This window comes from Jejudonia soesokkakensis, assembly GCF_042664795.1.
GTDB classification, from domain to species: Bacteria; Bacteroidota; Bacteroidia; order Flavobacteriales; family Flavobacteriaceae; genus Jejudonia; species Jejudonia soesokkakensis.
Map to the genome: position 1 here is coordinate 22235 of NZ_JBHTBN010000001.1, position 17245 is coordinate 39479.

Here is a 17245-nt window from a genome sequence, read left to right on the forward strand (position 1 = left end):
TGTTTCAGAATCTCATTAAATTTTAACCTTTCCGCCTTAAAGGCATTCTTCCTTCAAGAGGAGGGAACAGTTTTATGGAATCGAGTACAACCTCAAAATCTTCCGAACTAAAAAAATCCTGTGTCAATTGCGGCGCAGAGCTTCGGTATGCCCCTGGAACTACTGAGTTAAAATGTGAATATTGTGGATATACACAGGAGATTGCTGTTTCAGAAAGTAGCTTTGAAGAGATTGAATTAAAACCCTATCTCGATAGCATGGGTTCCCAATCACATAGCGAGGAGATCATGATGTTGCATTGTAAGAATTGTGGTGCCAATCAGCATGTAGAAGAAAATTACAAATCGCTACATTGTGTTTATTGCACAATGCCGCTCATAATTGAAGATGCCTATAAGGAAGACTGGATTTTGCCTGGAGCCGTACTTCCGTTTATGATTAACCAGCAGCAGGCGCACTTAATTTTTAGAAAATGGGTAAAAGGGCTTTGGTTTGCACCTAACAAACTTCAAAAAGCTGCATTGGACCCGCAAAATACCAAAGGGTTGTATGCGCCCTACTGGACCTTTGATGCACAACTATATGCGGATTACGTAGGACAGCGTGGAGAATATTATTATGTAACTAAAACAGTAGGGTCGGGCAAAAATAAACGTACAGTGCAAGAACGCCGAACGAGATGGTATCCTGCTGCTGGAAATGTGAGCGGCTTTGTCGATGACACTTTGATAAAGGCATCTAAACAAAAATCGGGTGTCATACCAACCAAAGTGGCACGTTGGAAATTGAACGATCTCAAACCTTTTGATAGTAGTTATCTCGCTGGATTCGTCACCGAAAAATATACCATACCATTAAAAGACGGGCATTTAGATGCTACTAAGACGGCAAGAAACATTGCCAATCAATGGGCGCGAAGGGATATTGGTGGCGATACGCAACGTATTACCCGTATTGACATGAAACTTACCGATGAAACCTTCAAACATATTTTACTTCCTGTATATGTGAGTGCATACAAATACAAAAATAAGCGGTATAACTTTTTTGTGAATGGGCAAACTCAGGTCATCTCTGGCCAACGACCCTATTCCTTTTGGAAAATCTTTTTTATGGTCATAGCCATTCTGTTTGCGATTGTAGTTCTTTATTTGTTTATTGGTGTATGAGGAAATTAGTAGTAGGTGATATTCATGGAGGTCTACGTGGCTTAAAAGAGGTATTGGGTTTTGTAGAACCTGAAAAAAACGATGTTTTTATTTTTGTGGGTGATTATGTGGATGGCTGGAGTGACTGTGCCGAAACGATTGATTTTTTAATTCATTTTGCTGAAAAATTTGAGTGCCGATTTATTCGTGGCAACCACGATCAACTGTTGTATGAATATCTTACAGGAGCAAAAGAAAACCCCATGTGGTTGAATCATGGCGGTATTTCCAGTATAAAAAGCTACGCAAAGCTTTCTGAAGCTGAGGTTGAAAAACATATCTCTTTTCTGAAAGATCTAGAAAATTTTTATATCGATTCGAATAACAATCTATTTCTACACGCTGGGTTTACCAATCAGAAAGGCCCACAATTTGAATACCATCCCGAAAATGTCTATTGGGACCGAACTCTTTGGGAAATGGTATGTGCTTTAGATAAGAATATTTCTGAAGATGATGAAAAATACCCTCAACGCCTCAAACTTTTTAACGAAATCTTTATTGGACACACCCCTGTATATAGAGTAGGTTTTGACACCCCTGCAAACTTTGCAAATGTGTGGAACGTCGATACAGGAGCTGCATTTAAAGGAGCACTTTCAATAATGGATATAGAATCAAAACAGGTGTGGCAAAGCACAGCTGTCTATCAATTATATCCTGAAGAACAAGGAAGAAACTAGTCTTTCTTTTCTATTTCGGCATCTCCAAGTAAACCTTTTATGTTAATTTTAGGCTCTCCCCATAATTCAATTTTACTTTTATCTTTGGCATACACTTCCAGATCTTTTGCAACAAAAACCTCTACGTATGCATTATTTGATAGGTTGATAGACGCTTTGTTTACACGAAGTTTTTTACCCTTCAGTTGGCTGCCATCTGTAAGGTTATATTTTCCTGTGTCCGAATTTCCATCAATATCCAAATCGCCATTATCTGCAATAGAAATTACTAAGTTATCAGATGAGTTGCGCACTTTCAAATCGGTGCGACCATTCATTTTTATATCTGTCTTTTCACTCATTAGATTTAACTTTCCGCCGGCATTTTTGGTAATATTTACAGCAATCGAATCGGCTTCAATATCAAGGTCAAATCTACTAGACTCATTTGCAGTCAATACCATTACTTTCGATTCAAGTTTGCGTTTTGATTCAATTTTCGCATCGTTTTTTAGCGTAATAGCATCAATTCCAGAAGCAGAAAGTTCTATTTTAAGTTTTTTACTACTCGTAATTTTATAGTCACTGTAAATTTTAAGCACACTATCTTCTACTTTAAACTGAAGTATTCTCGATAAATTGAAATCTGTTTCCAATCTATAAAATGGTTTGGAGGCAGGTAATAAATCCACTTCCAAAGCATCGTCGATTTCTATTGCATTAAATGCTTGATCAATAGATTCGGTGATATCGACCACATTTTTATCGCCTTTTATTTTTGGTTTTTTCTGAGCTACACAGGAAAGAGTAATAATTCCGCATAAAGCCAATGTAATAAATTTTTTCATAGTTGTATTTTAAGGCAAAATTAGATAAGATGCAAGGCTGTTGTATATACTTTAACATAATCAAATGAGTGTCAATAAAAAAACCGCTTAACGAAATTCGCTAAACGGCTTTAAATATGATTAAACATATCTCTTAAAGATCAAATTTAATTCTCTGAGCTCTTGCCTCCGACGAGCACCGCGAGAGGAAGGCACATGCTGCCTTAACTTCTACAAGTCAAACTTGATTCCTTGAGCTAAGGGAAGTTCATCACTATAATTCACTGTATTGGTCTGTCTTCTCATATAGACTTTCCAAGCATCGCTACCAGATTCGCGACCTCCACCGGTTTCTTTCTCACCTCCAAAAGCACCACCAATTTCTGCACCAGATGTACCTATATTGACATTTGCGATTCCACAATCGGAACCTGCAAACGATAAGAATTTTTCGGCTTCTTTCATTTCGTTAGTCATAATCGCACTTGATAATCCCTGAGCAACACCGTTTTGTTTCTCGATAGCATTTTCGACCTCTCCAGAATATTTCATTAAGTAAAGGATCGGTGCAAAAGTTTCGTGTTGAACGATTTCAAAATTGTTTTCTGCTTCGATAATGGCTGGTTTTACATAACATCCGCTTTCATAACCTTTTCCTTCTAATACACCGCCTTCAACCAGTACATTTCCACCTTCTTCTTTTGCCTTCTCGATTGCACTCAAATAAGTACTTACTGCATCTTTATCGATCAACGGACCTACATGATTATTTTCATCTAAAGGATTTCCAATAACAATTTGTTTATAAGCTCCTACGATGGCATCTCTTACTTTATCATATACACTTTCGTGTATAATAAGCCTTCTTGTTGAAGTACAACGTTGTCCGCAGGTACCTACGGCACCAAATACCGCACCTGGCACGACCACTTTAAGGTCTGCTGTAGGAGTAATAATAATAGCGTTGTTTCCACCTAACTCTAGCAATGACTTACCAAAACGCTCTGCGACTTTCGCCCCTACAATTCGTCCCATTCTGGTAGAGCCTGTGGCAGAAATAAGAGGGATTCTGGTGTCGGTGGTCATCATTTCACCAACTTTATAATCGCCATTGATGATAGAAGAGATCCCTTCAGGAAGATCATTATCTTTTAAAACACCTGCAATAATATTCTGACAAGCTACAGCACACATAGGTGTTTTTTCTGAAGCTTTCCAAACACATACATCACCACATACCCACGCCAGAGCAGTATTCCATGCCCAAACTGCCACTGGAAAATTAAAAGCTGAAATGATTCCAACAATTCCCAATGAATGCCATTGCTCACGCATCACGTGCCCAGGTCTTTCCGAAGGGATCGTTTGTCCGTTTAGTTGTCTTGAAAGTCCGACAGCAAAATCACAGATATCGATCATCTCTTGAACTTCACCATATCCTTCTTGTAATGATTTACCCATCTCATAAGAAACCAGTTTTCCTAATGGTTCTTTAAGCTCTCTTAATTTATTTCCAAACTGACGAACAATTTCACCACGTTGTGGTGCAGGCATCGCTCTAAAAGTAATAAAGGCATCCTGAGCAGTTGTTATCACTTTTTCGTATTCTTCTTTTGTGGTCGTAGTTACTTTACCAATCAAAGCCCCATCTACTGGTGAGTGCGATGCAATCTCTGCACCGCCAGGATACCATGTATTCCCAGTAGAAGTTCCATGATTAATTTCTTTTAAACCTAGCTGCTGTAGGGCTTTATCCATTCCGAATTCGGTGGCAATTGTTGACATAAATTTTATTTTTATTTTGGTTGCTTTCTGCAACCCTATTTAATTAGTGAATTTGCTGAATAGTATACAACAGCAATTTGTGGTCGCGAAGGTACATAATCGAATGAAGAATTTGAAATGAAGCAGAAGGAGTTTCAGAAAGGTTATTCGTCTGAAACAAATCGGCTATCAGTAGGCATTACAGTCCCACAATTATCGCAAGTGCGCAATTCTTTACTTCCGTAGAAATCTTTGAAGTGTTGTAAAAAATCCTTTTCTACATCATGCAAAGGGAAATAAACTTCATGAAGCTTGGTATTACAATTATCACAATACCATAGTAAACCATCCTTGCCTTTCAGGTCCTGTCTTTTACGTTCAACGACCAACCCAATAGAATTTGCTTCGCGAACTGGAGAATGCGGAACTTTTGCCGGATGTAAATACATGTCTCCAGGCCCTAGCTCCATAGTTCTTTTTTTTCCTTCTTCCTGAATATGCACTTGAATATTTCCTTCTAACTGATAGAATAACTCTTCAGTCTCGTTATAGTGATAATCTTTTCGAGCATTTGGCCCCGCGACGACCATGACGATATAATCTTCGGCATCTACATATAGATTCTTGTTTCCTACGGGTGGTTTAAGAAGTTCTCGGTTATCTTCTACCCATTTATTTAAGTTAAAAGGTTTTGCAATTGCCATACAATTAAATTTTATGATATAAAAATAAGGCAAATCATGGAAACAATGCGAGAGTTCCTAAAGAAAAGATTTCAGATATGCTGTCCTCCAAACAGTACACCTGAAATCTAATTCAATTAATAAAATGAAAAGTAATGTTATTTCTTATAGAAAAGCTGTGTAAAAAAGTATGCTCCGTTATTTCCAGGCATCACTCCAAATCCTGAATGTGTATATGGTCCTTCAATAGCTGCTCTGTGGCTTGGGCTATTTAACCAGGCATGTACTACACTAGCTGCATCATTGTATCCATATGCAACGTTTTCTGTAACGATTTTAGCACCACGTGCTTTCATAGCTGCAGAACGCTCTTGAAAATTATCATGATTGATCTGTGACAAGCTAATCATATACTTTGTATGATCTACAGCGTAAGCAGACGCATACTGTTGGTCACGTAATAAAGGTTCTAAATTAAGAGTTGCACGGTGTGCATTTACTAACGTTAAAATCTCATTTGCCATTTCCCAATCTGTTTCATTGGCAAGGTTTAAATCGATTGAAAAGTTTACCTCTTCTTGAATAGTTTCTGGTTCTTGGTCTTTTTGACAAGATACGGTAAGGCAAAGTAATGCCATTGCCAGTAGGCTGGTAGTTATAAGTTTCATAAGTTGGGGGCATCAAATTTGGGGCATGACGCTAATCAAATATAGGAAAAGTTTCACATTATTTTACACTTAATCGTGAATTAAGTGTATTTCATCGATATTTTACTGTTTTTTATGTGTTTTTTCCTACATAAATTCCTTGCGCAGCCTTGATGAACAAAGGATTTTGTCGTATATTTACCTAAAATGTTAAAAAAATGATAAAATTTAAAACTTTAACACTTTTAATCGGATTTATTGCTCTTTTAAGCTGTAAAAACGAAACAAAAAGTACTTCAGAAACGTCAATAAGTGATACTTTAATTGAAAAAAATGAGACAAATCCAGAAAATTTTGGGATAGTCATTCATGGCGGAGCAGGAACGATTCTAAAAGAAAACATGAGCGATTCGCTTGAAAAAGCATATAAATTAAAATTAGAGGAAGCCATTAGAACGGGCCACGAAATCTTAAAAAATGGAGGAACAGCCATGGAAGCTGTTACAAAAACGATTAATATAATGGAGGATTCGCCTTTATTCAATGCAGGAAAAGGTGCCGTTTTTACGCATGAAGAGACCAATGAGCTAGACGCTTCGGTAATGGATGGTGCTACCTTAAACGCAGGCGCTGTAGCAGGAGTGACTCGTATTAAAAACCCTATTGATCTAGCTCTATCTGTAATGAACGACTCGCCACACGTGATGCTAAGTGGCAAAGGAGCCGAAACATTTGCAATGGAAAAAGGCTTTGAGTTGGTAGACCCCTCATACTTTTATACAAAAAATCGCTTTGAGTCATTACAACGTATCAAAGAAAGAGAATCTAAAAACATAGCCGTCAACACCTTTGAAGATGTATATAGTAAAGACTCAAAATTTGGAACTGTGGGTTGTGCAGCATTAGACAAGAACGGAAACTTAGCCGCTGGAACCTCAACAGGTGGTATGACTAACAAACGCTGGAACCGTATTGGGGATGCCCCAATCATAGGTGCCGGAACTTATGCCAACAATGCGACCTGTGCAGTGTCTTCAACGGGATGGGGCGAATATTTTATTCGTGCTATGGTAGCTCATGATATTTCTGCTATGATGGAATATGGTGGTGCTACCTTACAAGATGCGGCTTCAGAAGTCATTCAAAAAAAAGTGCCTAATTTAGGCGGTGACGGAGGTGTCATCGCAATTGATAAAGACGGAAACGTAAGTATGGAATTTAATACAGCAGGCATGTATCGTGCTCATATGAATGCTAAAGGCGAACTAATAGTAGGAATTTACAAGCAAAATGAATAAAATTACTCAACTCTGTATCATTTTAGGTATGATCGTAATTTCAGCCACTGCGCAGCAAGCTGATGTAAAGGGTGCATTTTTAGAAAAATGGGAAAATAGTAAAATCTATATGCTAGCAATAGCTGAGGCAATGCCAGAAGAGTACTATGACTTTAAACCCACCGAACGCCAGATGACCTTTAAAGAGCAACTCATGCATATAAAAAGTAACATGGACTGGTTGAGCGGCACGTATTTTTCTACTTCGGAAAGTGAACGAGGGAAAAACATACTTCCAACCACAAAAGCGGAAACCATCGCAATCCTTTCCGAAGCCTTTAATAACACTAAATCAATTCTTGAAAAGGTTCCTTTAAAAGATCTCAAAGAGACGGTTACTTTTTTTGCAGGAGACAAAAGCAAACTCCAAATATTAAATTTATTACAGGACCACGTAACTCACCACCGTGGCCAATTAATTGTCTATCTCAATTTAAATGAAATTGAACCGCCTGGTTTTGTAGGTTGGTAACAAGCTTCTTTTAATATTTTTTTAATAGCGGTTTTAAAGACTTTGCGCTACCTTGTAAAAAAATTTATTCTGAATGACCTTATTAATAGTTTACGCAGTACTTTCTATTTTCTTTTCATTTCTATGTTCCATTCTAGAAGCAGCCCTTTTAAGTTTTACACCTACTTTTTTAAAAGTTAAAACTGCCGAAGGCAATGGCTACGCCAAAACTTTAACCAGTCTTAAAAAAGATATTGACAAACCGCTTATTGCGATATTAACAATCAATACCATTGCACATACAGTAGGAGCTATTCTAGTAGGAAACCAAGCGGGAATTATGGCAATTGAAGGGGGATATGATATGCAAATCATGGGAATCAACTTCGTAGGTATCATTTCTACAATAATGACAGTATTGATTTTAATAGTTTCTGAAATTATACCTAAAACCATAGGAGCCACCTATTGGAAAAAATTGGGGAATTTTACAGCCATTGCTCTTAATGCAATTATTTTTCCACTAAAGTATACTGGAATTCTCTGGATACTCACCTTGACAACCAAACTAATTGGAAAATCTGCACACGTGAGCACCATGAGCCGTGAGGAATTTATTTCTATTACTCATACGGCAGAACAAGAAGGGGTGTTTGAAGAAAATGAAAGTGCCGTGATTAAAAACCTACTCGTATTTAAAAGTATTCTGGCAAAAGACGTGATGACCCCCTTTCCTGTAGTTGAAACGGCAGATGAAACCACGAGCCTACAGCAATTTCACAATACTCATAAAAATCTTAGGTTTTCCAGAATACCTTTATTTAAAGATAAAACACATAACATCACTGGTTTCGTGTTAAAAGACGATATTCTTGAAGAAATCGTCGAAGAAAATGGTGAGAAATTGCTAAGCGATATTAAAAGAGAAATATTTGTTATCGATGCAGAAAAACCAATCCCAGATCTTTTTGAAACGTTTATCAAACAACGTAGTCATCTGGCGATGGTGGTTGATGAATTTGGGAATACCATTGGAATCGTCACTATGGAAGATATTATAGAAACCTTACTCGGGCTAGAAATTATGGACGAGAGTGACGATATAGAAGACATGCAGGTAGCGGCCCGTAAAAACTGGGAGCGACGTGCAAAACGTATGGGTATTACATTAGAGGAAGAAAAAAAAGAATCTGAAGAGTAATGGAAACAGCCTATGTACAATCTCCGTTGGGCATTTTAGAGATCAAAGGAGATTCGGCTGGAATAGCTTCGGTAGTATTTTTAGACCCTAAAATAGAGATGGACTTCTCTTCGGAAACACCTTCGGTTTTAGCCAATGCCATGTCACAACTTTCCGAATACTTCAAAGGAGAGCGCACCCAATTTGATGTAAAACTAGCTCCTGAAGGGACCGATTTTCAGAAAAAAGTATGGCGCCAACTACAACAAATCGCTTTCGGAACAACACAAAACTATCAACAAATTGCAAATCTGTTAGGGAATCCAAAAGTCATTCGCGCTGCTGCTTCCGCAAATGGAAAAAACCCAATTGCCATCATTATTCCGTGTCACAGAGTCATTGGGAGTGATGGTTCACTTACGGGATATGCTGGAGGATTGCACCGCAAAAAATGGCTTTTAGAACACGAAAGCCCTGCTAAACAACAATCATTATTCTAAAATGAAAAGATTCTTTAAGTGGTTTATTGGTCTCCTGGCTTTAGTAGTGATTACGCTGTACATAACAGATTACAACTATATATTAAAAGGGATTCGTGTGGTGTATCTTACGGGTCATACGACCGCTTTTATAGACGATCATGTGTATTTTGAAAATGTTGACATCCCTGCAAGTGAGAATCCGCAACCGTGGCCGCTACATAAAGATTTTAATACCATTCAGCCCACCGAAAGACTTTCGGCACAACACAAAGAAATGGGAACCGTTGCGTTTCTTATCATAAAAAATGACAGCATTTGGTATGAAAAATATGCGGATGGCTATGGGTTGAATTCACAAACGAATTCCTTTTCAATGGCGAAAAGCATTACGGCTGCCCTACTGGGGAAAGCAATTAAAGATGGCTATATAAAAGGCCTTGACCAGCGCGTAAGTGATTTCTATCTGCAATATAAAAACACGGGGATGACCGTTGGTGATTTGTCAAGTATGGCTTCTGGGCTCAACTGGGATGAGTCCTATACGAGTCCGTTTAGCATTACGGCTCGCTCCTATTATGATGATGATCTGGCCGAAACTATTCTAGGTCTGGAATTCATTGAAACTCCAGGAGAATCTTTTAAATATCTTAGTGGCAACACTCAATTACTCGGAATGGTCATTGAAAAAGCCACTGGAAAAGAAATAGAAACTTATCTTTCTGAAAGTTTTTGGAATCCTCTGGGCGCAGAAAAAGCAGCCTTGTGGCAAGTAGATGATGCCGAAAATTCCCTACCTAAAGCATATTGCTGTATCGCTAGTAATGCACGTGATTTTTCTCGATTTGGAAAACTGTATAAAGACTTCGGAACCTGGAACGGAGAACAATTACTTGACTCAACATTTATAGCTACTTCTATCCAGCCCCGCTTTACTGAAAGCCCCGAATATGGCTTTGGATTCTGGTTAAGCGATCATCTCGACAAAAAGATAGTTGTAATGCGTGGCATTTTGGGTCAATATGTAATTACAATCCCAGAAGATAATCTTATCATCACGCGTCTGGGCCATCAACGCGGGAATCGTTCGGACAAGCCGTTTAGCAGTGATTTTTATGTGTACGTGGAAGAGGCTTATAAAATGCTGGATGCTAATTAAAAAATATTTTGTAGTTTTAATGACGACTTCCCGCTATAGTAATACATCATGTTAAAAAGAGTCAATTTGGAACATATCCTATTTCTGGATATTGAAACTGTACCTCAACAAAAAAATTACAAAGATCTCGACGATACCACAAAGCAATTGTGGGAATTAAAGACACAATACCAGCGAAAAGATGAGTTCACCCCAGAAGAATTCTATGATCGTGCTGGAATTTGGGCCGAATTTGGTAAGATTATCTGTATTTCGGTAGGATATTTCAAAATACAAGGCGATATAAGAAACTTTAGAACGACAAGCTTCTATGGTGATGAAGTTACCGTATTAAAGGAGTTTAAGACATTGCTTGAAACCCATTTTAACAATACGCACCATTTATTGTGCGCTCACAACGGTAAAGAATTTGACTTTCCGTATATCGCACGCAGGATGATCATTAATAGTATAGATATTCCCTTTAAGTTAAATCTCTTCGGAAAAAAACCTTGGGAAGTTCCCCATCTGGATACTCTTGAACTGTGGAAGTTTGGCGATTATAAAACATTCACCTCTCTAAAGCTAATGGCTCATGTTTTGGGTGTTCCTTCCCCTAAAGACGATATAGATGGAAGTCAGGTGCGTGATGTCTATTATAAAGAAAATGACATAGACCGAATCATAACTTATTGTGAAAAAGATACCGTAACAGTTGCTCAGATCTTTTTACGACTACGTAACGAACCGCTTCTTCCTGAAGAGGAGATCCTTTCAGTATAAAAAATAAAAAACCCACTCCAGATTGGAGCGGGTTTACAATTAGAATAAACTATGTTAGGTTCTATTCTATGATAAAGCGTTCGGTAAATTTCTCACCTTCCGCTTTAACTTCTAATAGGTACATACCTGCTTTTAGATTTGATACATCAAGTCTTTCTGTAAATGTATTTTGAATCACTACCTGACCTAGCATGTTGTAAATAATATAATCGGTAGCTGTTGTTCCTAAAACAGCGACATTTAATACATTCCCATTTACCGGATTTGGATATACTGAAATCGAAGCGATGCTGTTCACAGGAGGACCATCGTTTCCGCCTAACGTAGTATTTGAGGTAGTTGTTCCACAAGGTCCTAAATACGTCCATCCAGAAGAGGTTCTTTCATACAGTCCTCCTTGATAGGTTACTCTGTCACCTGGCGAATAGCTTTGGCTACTGCTCCATGCAGGAACCCCTGCACATGGATCGGTTACCGGAGCACTATTTGTAACTCTTACATTATCGATAGCAATATCTGCTTGCCAAGTCGCACCCGTAAGTCTGTTAAGACGTAACTGAACACTTCCTCCTGTATACGCAGTTAAATCAATGGTTTCTTCTAACCAAGAATTCCCTTGATTACCGGTTTTTGTCCATAAAGTACTCCAAGAAGCACCATTATCATCACTTGCTTGAAGAATGATACTTCCCATATCGCTAGCTCCATACATATGATAGTTGAATGTAATATAGGCTTCGGAAGCACTACTTAAATTAAAACATGGAGAGTTTAAAATGGCTCTTTTGTTTGGATACCCTGTTCCATTACCTGAAGCTTCTACATACATATAGAACGATCCTGCTGCACCAGCAGAGGGTCCTGTTCCGCTCGAAGGCGTTCCGCCAGAATCGCGTGTCCAATTTATATCATCTGCCGTAGATTGTGTCCATGCACCCAAATTGCTTTCAAAACTTTCAGCATATGGGAACGCTGTAATACCTCCGGCACAACCATTACTACCACCTGTAGTAGTTACATTTACAGTATTACTGTAACCAGACACATTACCAGCGGCATCCTTAGCACGAACTCTAAAAGAGTATGCTGTAGCTGCTGTAAGCCCTGTAACATTAGCACTGGTTCCTGTAACGGTTCCTAACACTGTACTTCCCTGATATACATCATATCCTGTTACACCAACATTATCTGTTGAAGCGTTCCATGATAAGTTTACAGTCGTATCGGTAATATTTGAAGCACTTAAACTCGCTGGAGTTGATGGGGCCTGAGTATCTGGTGGAGTTGCTGTAGTAACATTTACTGTATTACTGTAACCCGAGATATTCCCTGCAGCATCTTTTGCACGTACTCTAAAAGAGTAGGCAGTTGAAGCGGTAAGACCCGTAATATTTGCTGAAGTTCCTGTTACAGAACCAAGCACCGTAGCTCCTTGATATATATCATATCCTGTCACTCCAACATTGTCTGTAGAGGCATTCCAAGAAAGATCCACAGTTGTTTGAGTTACATTTGAAGCTGCCAAGCTCGTTGGATTAGAAGGTGCTTGTGTATCTGCAGTAGCACCACTTAAGTTCACAGTATAATCTTCTACTTCACCATAGGTAAATGATTGACAAGCAGTAGGAACAGCATTGTAGCTCATTGTTACACGCATTCGTGTTGCAGTAGCAGATGTTCCGCTTGGTACCGTAAACGAAGCCGAAACAGGTGTGTTTTGAGTTACGGCAATCGAAGCGATTTGCTCGCCCGCATCGGTAAAGTCACCATCATGATTATAGTCAATCCAAGCAGCATATCCTTCAGAATATACCGTTCCTGTCCACGTGGGAGTGATTGTTAACGTATACGTTTGCCCTTCGGAAAGATCTGTTGAAATGTTGGTAAAATCTGAATAGAATTGAGCACCAGAAGCATTATTAATTGTTCCCACTTGTACTCGGCTAATATATTCATCATTGACATTACTACTGGTCGACGTACAGTAATTGAGTTGTACTTCGGTTGTGGTAAATGTTACTGAAGATGAATACGAAGAGGTAGATCCATCGTTACACTTGCTTCGTACCTGAACTTCATATACTGTTGTTGGTGTTAATCCGTTTAAGCTCGCTGACGTTGCAGCAGAAGCTATTGTTGTCCAGCTACTTGTTCCAGACACTCTGTAACGCACGTCATAGGTCGCTCCAGAAACTGCATCATATCCAACAATAGCTGAATTTGATCCAACACCCGAAACATTTAATCCTGTTGGCGTTACCGCAGTACAGTTTACAGCACCTGAAGTGATTCCAGTTACAATTAAGCTGTAGTTCTGACTTCCACCAGAAAGAGATCCTTTGTGAGTGATTGTAATCGTATATGTTCCTGAAGCGTTTGAAACTGCAATTCTTTCATAGGGATCTGCTGTGTTATCTCCCAATCCGTTGGTCGTTACTCCTGTTAATCGGTACGGGAAAAAGGTTGTTCCTCCTTGTGTTACGCGAATATCAAGATCATTTACCAATCTTTTGGTACTTGAGTTTGTTTGAGTTGTTGCTGTTCCCGGAACGTCTGTCCAAGAAATAGAAGCCATTAAATCGTCAATCCCATTAGCATCTACAGTAAATGTGTATGAATTTCCTGATGTTAATGTAAGCTCTTCAATAAGGCTATTCGTTCCTTCGTCAGAAATTGCTTCCGCAGCTCTTTTTGCATTCATTAATCCCCACCCATAAACTGCATCTGGGCCTGTAGGACCGGCATCGTCTGCAGTGTGTAACGCGAGGCCTTTTAAAGTAGCCGCACGCATATAGTTTCCGAAGGTATTATTAGCGTGTTGCTGTAATAAAAGTAATGTTCCAGTAACATTTGGTGAAGCCATGGAAGTACCTGTAATACTCGCATACGCAGTGTCGCTATTTTCGTAGGTCGAATATACCGAAGTTCCATTACCCGTCAAGTCAGGTTTAATTCTAAGGTCGTCTGTAGGTCCTTCACTACTAGAACTATTAATCGTTACACTTACCAGATTTCCATTAGAATCGATATTGGCATCCTGAGCATTGGCAATTACCAAGTTATTTTTGGAAGTTGAATGTCCTGTTAGCTTATCGTAGGAAGAATTTCCTCCTAAAGGTGAACCATTATAACTATTTTGATTACCATCATTTCCTGCTGCCACCACCATTAAATAATAAGGTGCATTGTGCATTACTTCGTCCCAGTTACGTGACTCATCAATATAAGCTCCAAAATAGTAATCTGGCACTAGATCTGAACGAAATCCATAACTATGATTTGAAAGTAACATCCCATTTGCTGCGGCTGCAGTTGCTTCGGCAACATCATTGTTCCACATATAGCCTCGAACACGAGATTGTGGCGCCATTCCCTTTGCTGCAGGCTGAACCCCTGAAGCTGTGATGGTTCCTGTTACGTGAGCCGCATGAAAGTTCAATTGTGTTCCTCCTTCAGAAGCTGCATCCTGAATAGTTACACGATTAGTACCTCCAGCACCATCATATTCTTGGTGAGAAACTCTGGCGTGACCACCATCCCAGACATATCCAATCATATTTTGACCGTCAAGATTGAGACCTAGACCTCCTCCATTGTTTAAAAAGTTTGCTCTGGTTGATTTGGCTGCCGCCACATTGAATGTTCTATAGTAAATAGGACTGCCATCCTCTGCTATATATTGTAATTCGGCAATACTCCCATCTTCAAGAGTCACCTTCACAGGTAAATTTCTTTGTTGTGCTTGATTGATTGCTTCTTGTTTTTGAACTTGTTTCTTGCTGGTAAGGTTTCCCTGAAGTGTTTCAAGTTTTGAAGTGTCGTACCGACTGGTAATTTTTTCCTGTTCTGCTTTTGTTTGAGCAAGAAGAGAAATACTGAAAAATAGAAAAAGTAAAGAAAAGAAACTTTCTCTATAAGAGAAATGATTTTTCATAAATTAGGATTTGTTAGAAATGAATACTAAAAATTGAATGAAATAGAATAAAAAATAGCAATTTGATACTATTTTTAGGGATTTCTATAACAATTCAGCACGAAAAAACACTTTTTTTTCGAAATACAAAATTTTTTTCGATGAACTGCAGTAGATTTTTATTAACAATTTTTAACAAAACATTGTTTTATAACGGATTTAAAATACCTTTTGACGTTAAATTAAAAGCTCCATTTAAAAAACTATCTTTGCCATCATGCCCACACAACCGCTTCTTGATATAACCAATTTGACTATTTCTTTTGGAAAGAAGAAAGAAAAAAAAGAGGTCATTCACCAAATTTCATTTTCTGTTTCTGAGAATGAGATTGTTGGGATTGTAGGCGAATCGGGTTCTGGGAAGTCTGTGACCTCTATGTCCATTATGGGTTTGTTGCCTAAAAAAATAACTTCAATTACAGGTGAAATAATAGTTAATGGAAAAAGTCTGCTGGCAGAAAATGATAGGGTGCTTCGGAAATTGAGAGGGAACGACATTGCAATGATTTTTCAGGAACCCATGAGTGCTTTAAATCCGTCGTTGCGTTGTGGTTATCAAGTATCTGAAATTCTACAGCATCATAAGAAGCTATCTGCTTCCGAAGCAAAAAAAGAAACGCTGGCACTTTTTGAAAAAGTGAAACTACCGCGTCCCAACGAAATTTTTAGAAGGTATCCGCATCAGATTAGTGGCGGACAGATGCAGCGGGTGATGATTGCTATGGCTATCGCCTGTAAACCAAAATTGTTGATTGCAGACGAGCCTACCACAGCATTGGATGTTACAGTGCAAAAAGAAATCTTGCTGTTACTGAAGGAAATTCAGAAAGAGACAAAAATGAGCATGCTTTTTATATCCCATGATCTGGGTTTAGTAAGTGAAATTGCAGATCGAGTGATTGTTATGTATCAAGGAAGTATTGTAGAAGAAGGCACGACACCTTCGGTTTTTAAAAATCCAAAAGCTACCTACACTAAAGCACTTTTAGCATCGAGACCTACCTTAGAGGAGCGCTTTAAAACACTACCTACGATTGCGTCTATAGCAGACAAAAGCTTTAAAAAAGAAGTAATTTCACCTCAGCAACGTGCGGCAAAACATAAGAAATTATATACCCAGACACCTATTCTTGAAGTGATTAATCTTGAAAAAGAATACTATTCGAATGCGGGTTTATTTACAGCAAAAAAAACTGTGAAAGCTGTAAATGATGTGAGTTTTAAGGTTTATAAAGGAGAAACGTTAGGACTTGTTGGCGAATCTGGCTGCGGAAAGTCCACGCTTGGCAAAACTATTTTAGGGTTAGAAACAGCGACAAAAGGGAGCGTGTTTTACAAAGGAAAAGATATTACTTCGCTTTCTACTTCTGAAATGAGATTGCTTCGGAAGGATATTCAACTAATTTTTCAAGATCCTTATTCGTCGTTAAATCCTCGTATTACCATTGGTGAATCATTACTAGAACCGATGACTGTTCATGGTATTAGCAAATCAAAAAAGAAGCGAAAAGAAAAAGTGTTAGAGCTACTCGACCGAGTTGGGCTCGATAAAAATTATTTTTCCAGATATCCTCATGAGCTAAGTGGCGGACAACGTCAACGAGTAGGAATTGCACGTACTATTGTCATGGAACCAAAACTGGTAATTTGTGACGAATCTGTTTCGGCTTTAGATATTTCGGTGCAGGCTCAGGTTTTAAATTTATTAAATGAGCTCAAAGACGATTTTGGATTTACGTATATCTTTATCTCACATGATTTGGCTGTGGTGAAGTATATGTCGGATCAATTACTTGTTATGAATGAAGGAAAAATCGAGGAGCTAGGTGATGCTGACGAAATTTATGCAAACCCTGTAAAGGATTATACGAAGCGACTCATTGATGCCATCCCGAAGGGAATATAAAAAAGTCCCGTTCTAACCTCACAAAGAACGGGACCATATCTGAATCGGTTAAGATTCGGGGGAAATCACTCAAAAACTACATGAGTAAAAAAACTTTTTTGGTTACGTACAATATGTTATTAACTAACTGTACGGTGTTTTTGATTTTAGTAAACATAATTAAAAAGTAGGTTAAATTGTTAATCGTTTGGGACTGCTAATATGAAA

At 38.5% G+C, this 17245-nt stretch carries 14 protein-coding genes; 9 read left to right on the forward strand and 5 right to left on the reverse strand.

Annotated features, from left to right (window positions below; all coding sequences use genetic code 11):
• Positions 1–74: 74 nt before the first annotated feature.
• Together ACFQO1_RS00120 and ACFQO1_RS00125 are read left to right on the forward strand one after the other, a co-directional pair.
• A complete protein-coding gene (locus ACFQO1_RS00120; RefSeq protein ID WP_380215472.1) occupies positions 75–1169 on the forward strand; it encodes a TFIIB-type zinc ribbon-containing protein in 1095 nt (364 codons plus the stop codon).
• On the forward strand, positions 1166–1891 hold the full coding sequence (locus ACFQO1_RS00125; RefSeq protein ID WP_380215474.1) for a metallophosphoesterase: 726 nt from the start codon (positions 1166–1168) through the stop codon (positions 1889–1891). Before ACFQO1_RS00120 ends, ACFQO1_RS00125 begins: the two co-directional genes overlap by 4 nt.
• On the opposite strand, the gene ACFQO1_RS00130 is transcribed toward ACFQO1_RS00125, so the two are convergent.
• From ACFQO1_RS00130 to ACFQO1_RS00145, 4 genes are all read right to left on the reverse strand, one after another.
• On the reverse strand, positions 1888–2718 hold the full coding sequence (locus tag ACFQO1_RS00130) for a GIN domain-containing protein (protein ID WP_380215476.1): 831 nt from the start codon (positions 2716–2718) through the stop codon (positions 1888–1890). The two genes, ACFQO1_RS00125 and ACFQO1_RS00130, sit on opposite strands and share 4 nt — an antisense overlap.
• A 210-nt stretch (positions 2719–2928) precedes the next feature.
• A complete protein-coding gene (amaB, locus tag ACFQO1_RS00135; protein ID WP_380215478.1) occupies positions 2929–4482 on the reverse strand; it encodes an L-piperidine-6-carboxylate dehydrogenase in 1554 nt (517 codons plus the stop codon).
• Positions 4483–4625: 143 nt separating this feature from the next.
• On the reverse strand, positions 4626–5165 hold the full coding sequence (locus tag ACFQO1_RS00140) for a 3-hydroxyanthranilate 3,4-dioxygenase (protein WP_380215480.1): 540 nt from the start codon (positions 5163–5165) through the stop codon (positions 4626–4628).
• A gap of 137 nt (positions 5166–5302) precedes the next feature.
• The gene (locus ACFQO1_RS00145) at positions 5303–5812 is read right to left on the reverse strand and encodes a CAP domain-containing protein (protein WP_380215482.1); all 510 of its coding nucleotides are present in this window, start codon (positions 5810–5812) and stop codon (positions 5303–5305) included.
• A 197-nt stretch (positions 5813–6009) separates the two neighbouring features.
• On the opposite strand from ACFQO1_RS00145, the gene ACFQO1_RS00150 reads away from it, so the two are divergent.
• The 6 genes from ACFQO1_RS00150 to ACFQO1_RS00175 all read left to right on the forward strand — a co-directional run bounded on the left by ACFQO1_RS00150 (position 6010) and on the right by ACFQO1_RS00175 (position 11159).
• A complete protein-coding gene (locus tag ACFQO1_RS00150) occupies positions 6010–7089 on the forward strand; it encodes an isoaspartyl peptidase/L-asparaginase family protein (RefSeq protein WP_380215484.1) in 1080 nt (359 codons plus the stop codon).
• Positions 7082–7600 carry a DinB family protein gene (locus ACFQO1_RS00155; RefSeq protein WP_380215486.1) on the forward strand — a complete coding sequence of 173 codons (519 nt, stop codon included), beginning with the start codon at positions 7082–7084 and terminating at the stop codon, positions 7598–7600. The genes ACFQO1_RS00150 and ACFQO1_RS00155 overlap by 8 nt, the downstream gene beginning before the upstream one ends.
• 73 nt (positions 7601–7673) lie before the next feature.
• Positions 7674–8780, forward strand: coding sequence for a CNNM domain-containing protein (locus ACFQO1_RS00160; RefSeq protein ID WP_380215488.1), 1107 nt, complete (start codon positions 7674–7676; stop codon positions 8778–8780).
• On the forward strand, positions 8780–9259 hold the full coding sequence (locus tag ACFQO1_RS00165; protein ID WP_380215490.1) for a methylated-DNA--[protein]-cysteine S-methyltransferase: 480 nt from the start codon (positions 8780–8782) through the stop codon (positions 9257–9259). The genes ACFQO1_RS00160 and ACFQO1_RS00165 overlap by 1 nt, the downstream gene beginning before the upstream one ends.
• Position 9260: 1 nt before the next feature.
• Entirely contained in the window at positions 9261–10397 is a 1137-nt protein-coding gene (locus ACFQO1_RS00170) for a serine hydrolase domain-containing protein (protein WP_380215492.1), read from the forward strand.
• Between the two features lie 48 nt (positions 10398–10445).
• A complete protein-coding gene (locus ACFQO1_RS00175; protein ID WP_380215494.1) occupies positions 10446–11159 on the forward strand; it encodes a 3'-5' exonuclease in 714 nt (237 codons plus the stop codon).
• A gap of 61 nt (positions 11160–11220) precedes the next feature.
• Here ACFQO1_RS00175 and ACFQO1_RS00180 read toward each other — a convergent pair whose 3' ends face one another.
• On the reverse strand, positions 11221–15093 hold the full coding sequence (locus tag ACFQO1_RS00180) for a fibronectin type III domain-containing protein (RefSeq protein WP_380215496.1): 3873 nt from the start codon (positions 15091–15093) through the stop codon (positions 11221–11223).
• Positions 15094–15349: 256 nt separating this feature from the next.
• Here ACFQO1_RS00180 and ACFQO1_RS00185 point away from each other — a divergent pair, with 256 nt between their 5' ends.
• Positions 15350–17038 carry an ABC transporter ATP-binding protein gene (locus ACFQO1_RS00185; protein WP_380215498.1) on the forward strand — a complete coding sequence of 563 codons (1689 nt, stop codon included), beginning with the start codon at positions 15350–15352 and terminating at the stop codon, positions 17036–17038.
• The last annotated feature ends 207 nt before the right edge of the window (positions 17039–17245 follow it).

Excerpts from the sequence above, each read along its gene's own strand:
- ACFQO1_RS00170 (WP_380215492.1), top strand. The coding sequence starts at position 9,261 with ATGAAAAGATTCTTTAAGTGGTTTATTGGTCTCCTGGCTTTAGTAGTG.
- ACFQO1_RS00145 (WP_380215482.1), bottom strand. The coding sequence starts at position 5,812 with ATGAAACTTATAACTACCAGCCTACTGGCAATGGCATTACTTTGCCTT.
- ACFQO1_RS00180 (WP_380215496.1), bottom strand. The coding sequence starts at position 15,093 with ATGAAAAATCATTTCTCTTATAGAGAAAGTTTCTTTTCTTTACTTTTT.
- ACFQO1_RS00165 (WP_380215490.1), top strand. The coding sequence starts at position 8,780 with ATGGAAACAGCCTATGTACAATCTCCGTTGGGCATTTTAGAGATCAAA.
- ACFQO1_RS00175 (WP_380215494.1), top strand. The coding sequence starts at position 10,446 with ATGTTAAAAAGAGTCAATTTGGAACATATCCTATTTCTGGATATTGAA.
- ACFQO1_RS00150 (WP_380215484.1), top strand. The coding sequence starts at position 6,010 with ATGATAAAATTTAAAACTTTAACACTTTTAATCGGATTTATTGCTCTT.
- ACFQO1_RS00185 (WP_380215498.1), top strand. The coding sequence starts at position 15,350 with ATGCCCACACAACCGCTTCTTGATATAACCAATTTGACTATTTCTTTT.
- amaB (WP_380215478.1), bottom strand. The coding sequence starts at position 4,482 with ATGTCAACAATTGCCACCGAATTCGGAATGGATAAAGCCCTACAGCAG.
- ACFQO1_RS00155 (WP_380215486.1), top strand. The coding sequence starts at position 7,082 with ATGAATAAAATTACTCAACTCTGTATCATTTTAGGTATGATCGTAATT.
- ACFQO1_RS00160 (WP_380215488.1), top strand. The coding sequence starts at position 7,674 with ATGACCTTATTAATAGTTTACGCAGTACTTTCTATTTTCTTTTCATTT.
- ACFQO1_RS00120 (WP_380215472.1), top strand. The coding sequence starts at position 75 with ATGGAATCGAGTACAACCTCAAAATCTTCCGAACTAAAAAAATCCTGT.
- ACFQO1_RS00140 (WP_380215480.1), bottom strand. The coding sequence starts at position 5,165 with ATGGCAATTGCAAAACCTTTTAACTTAAATAAATGGGTAGAAGATAAC.
- ACFQO1_RS00125 (WP_380215474.1), top strand. The coding sequence starts at position 1,166 with ATGAGGAAATTAGTAGTAGGTGATATTCATGGAGGTCTACGTGGCTTA.
- ACFQO1_RS00130 (WP_380215476.1), bottom strand. The coding sequence starts at position 2,718 with ATGAAAAAATTTATTACATTGGCTTTATGCGGAATTATTACTCTTTCC.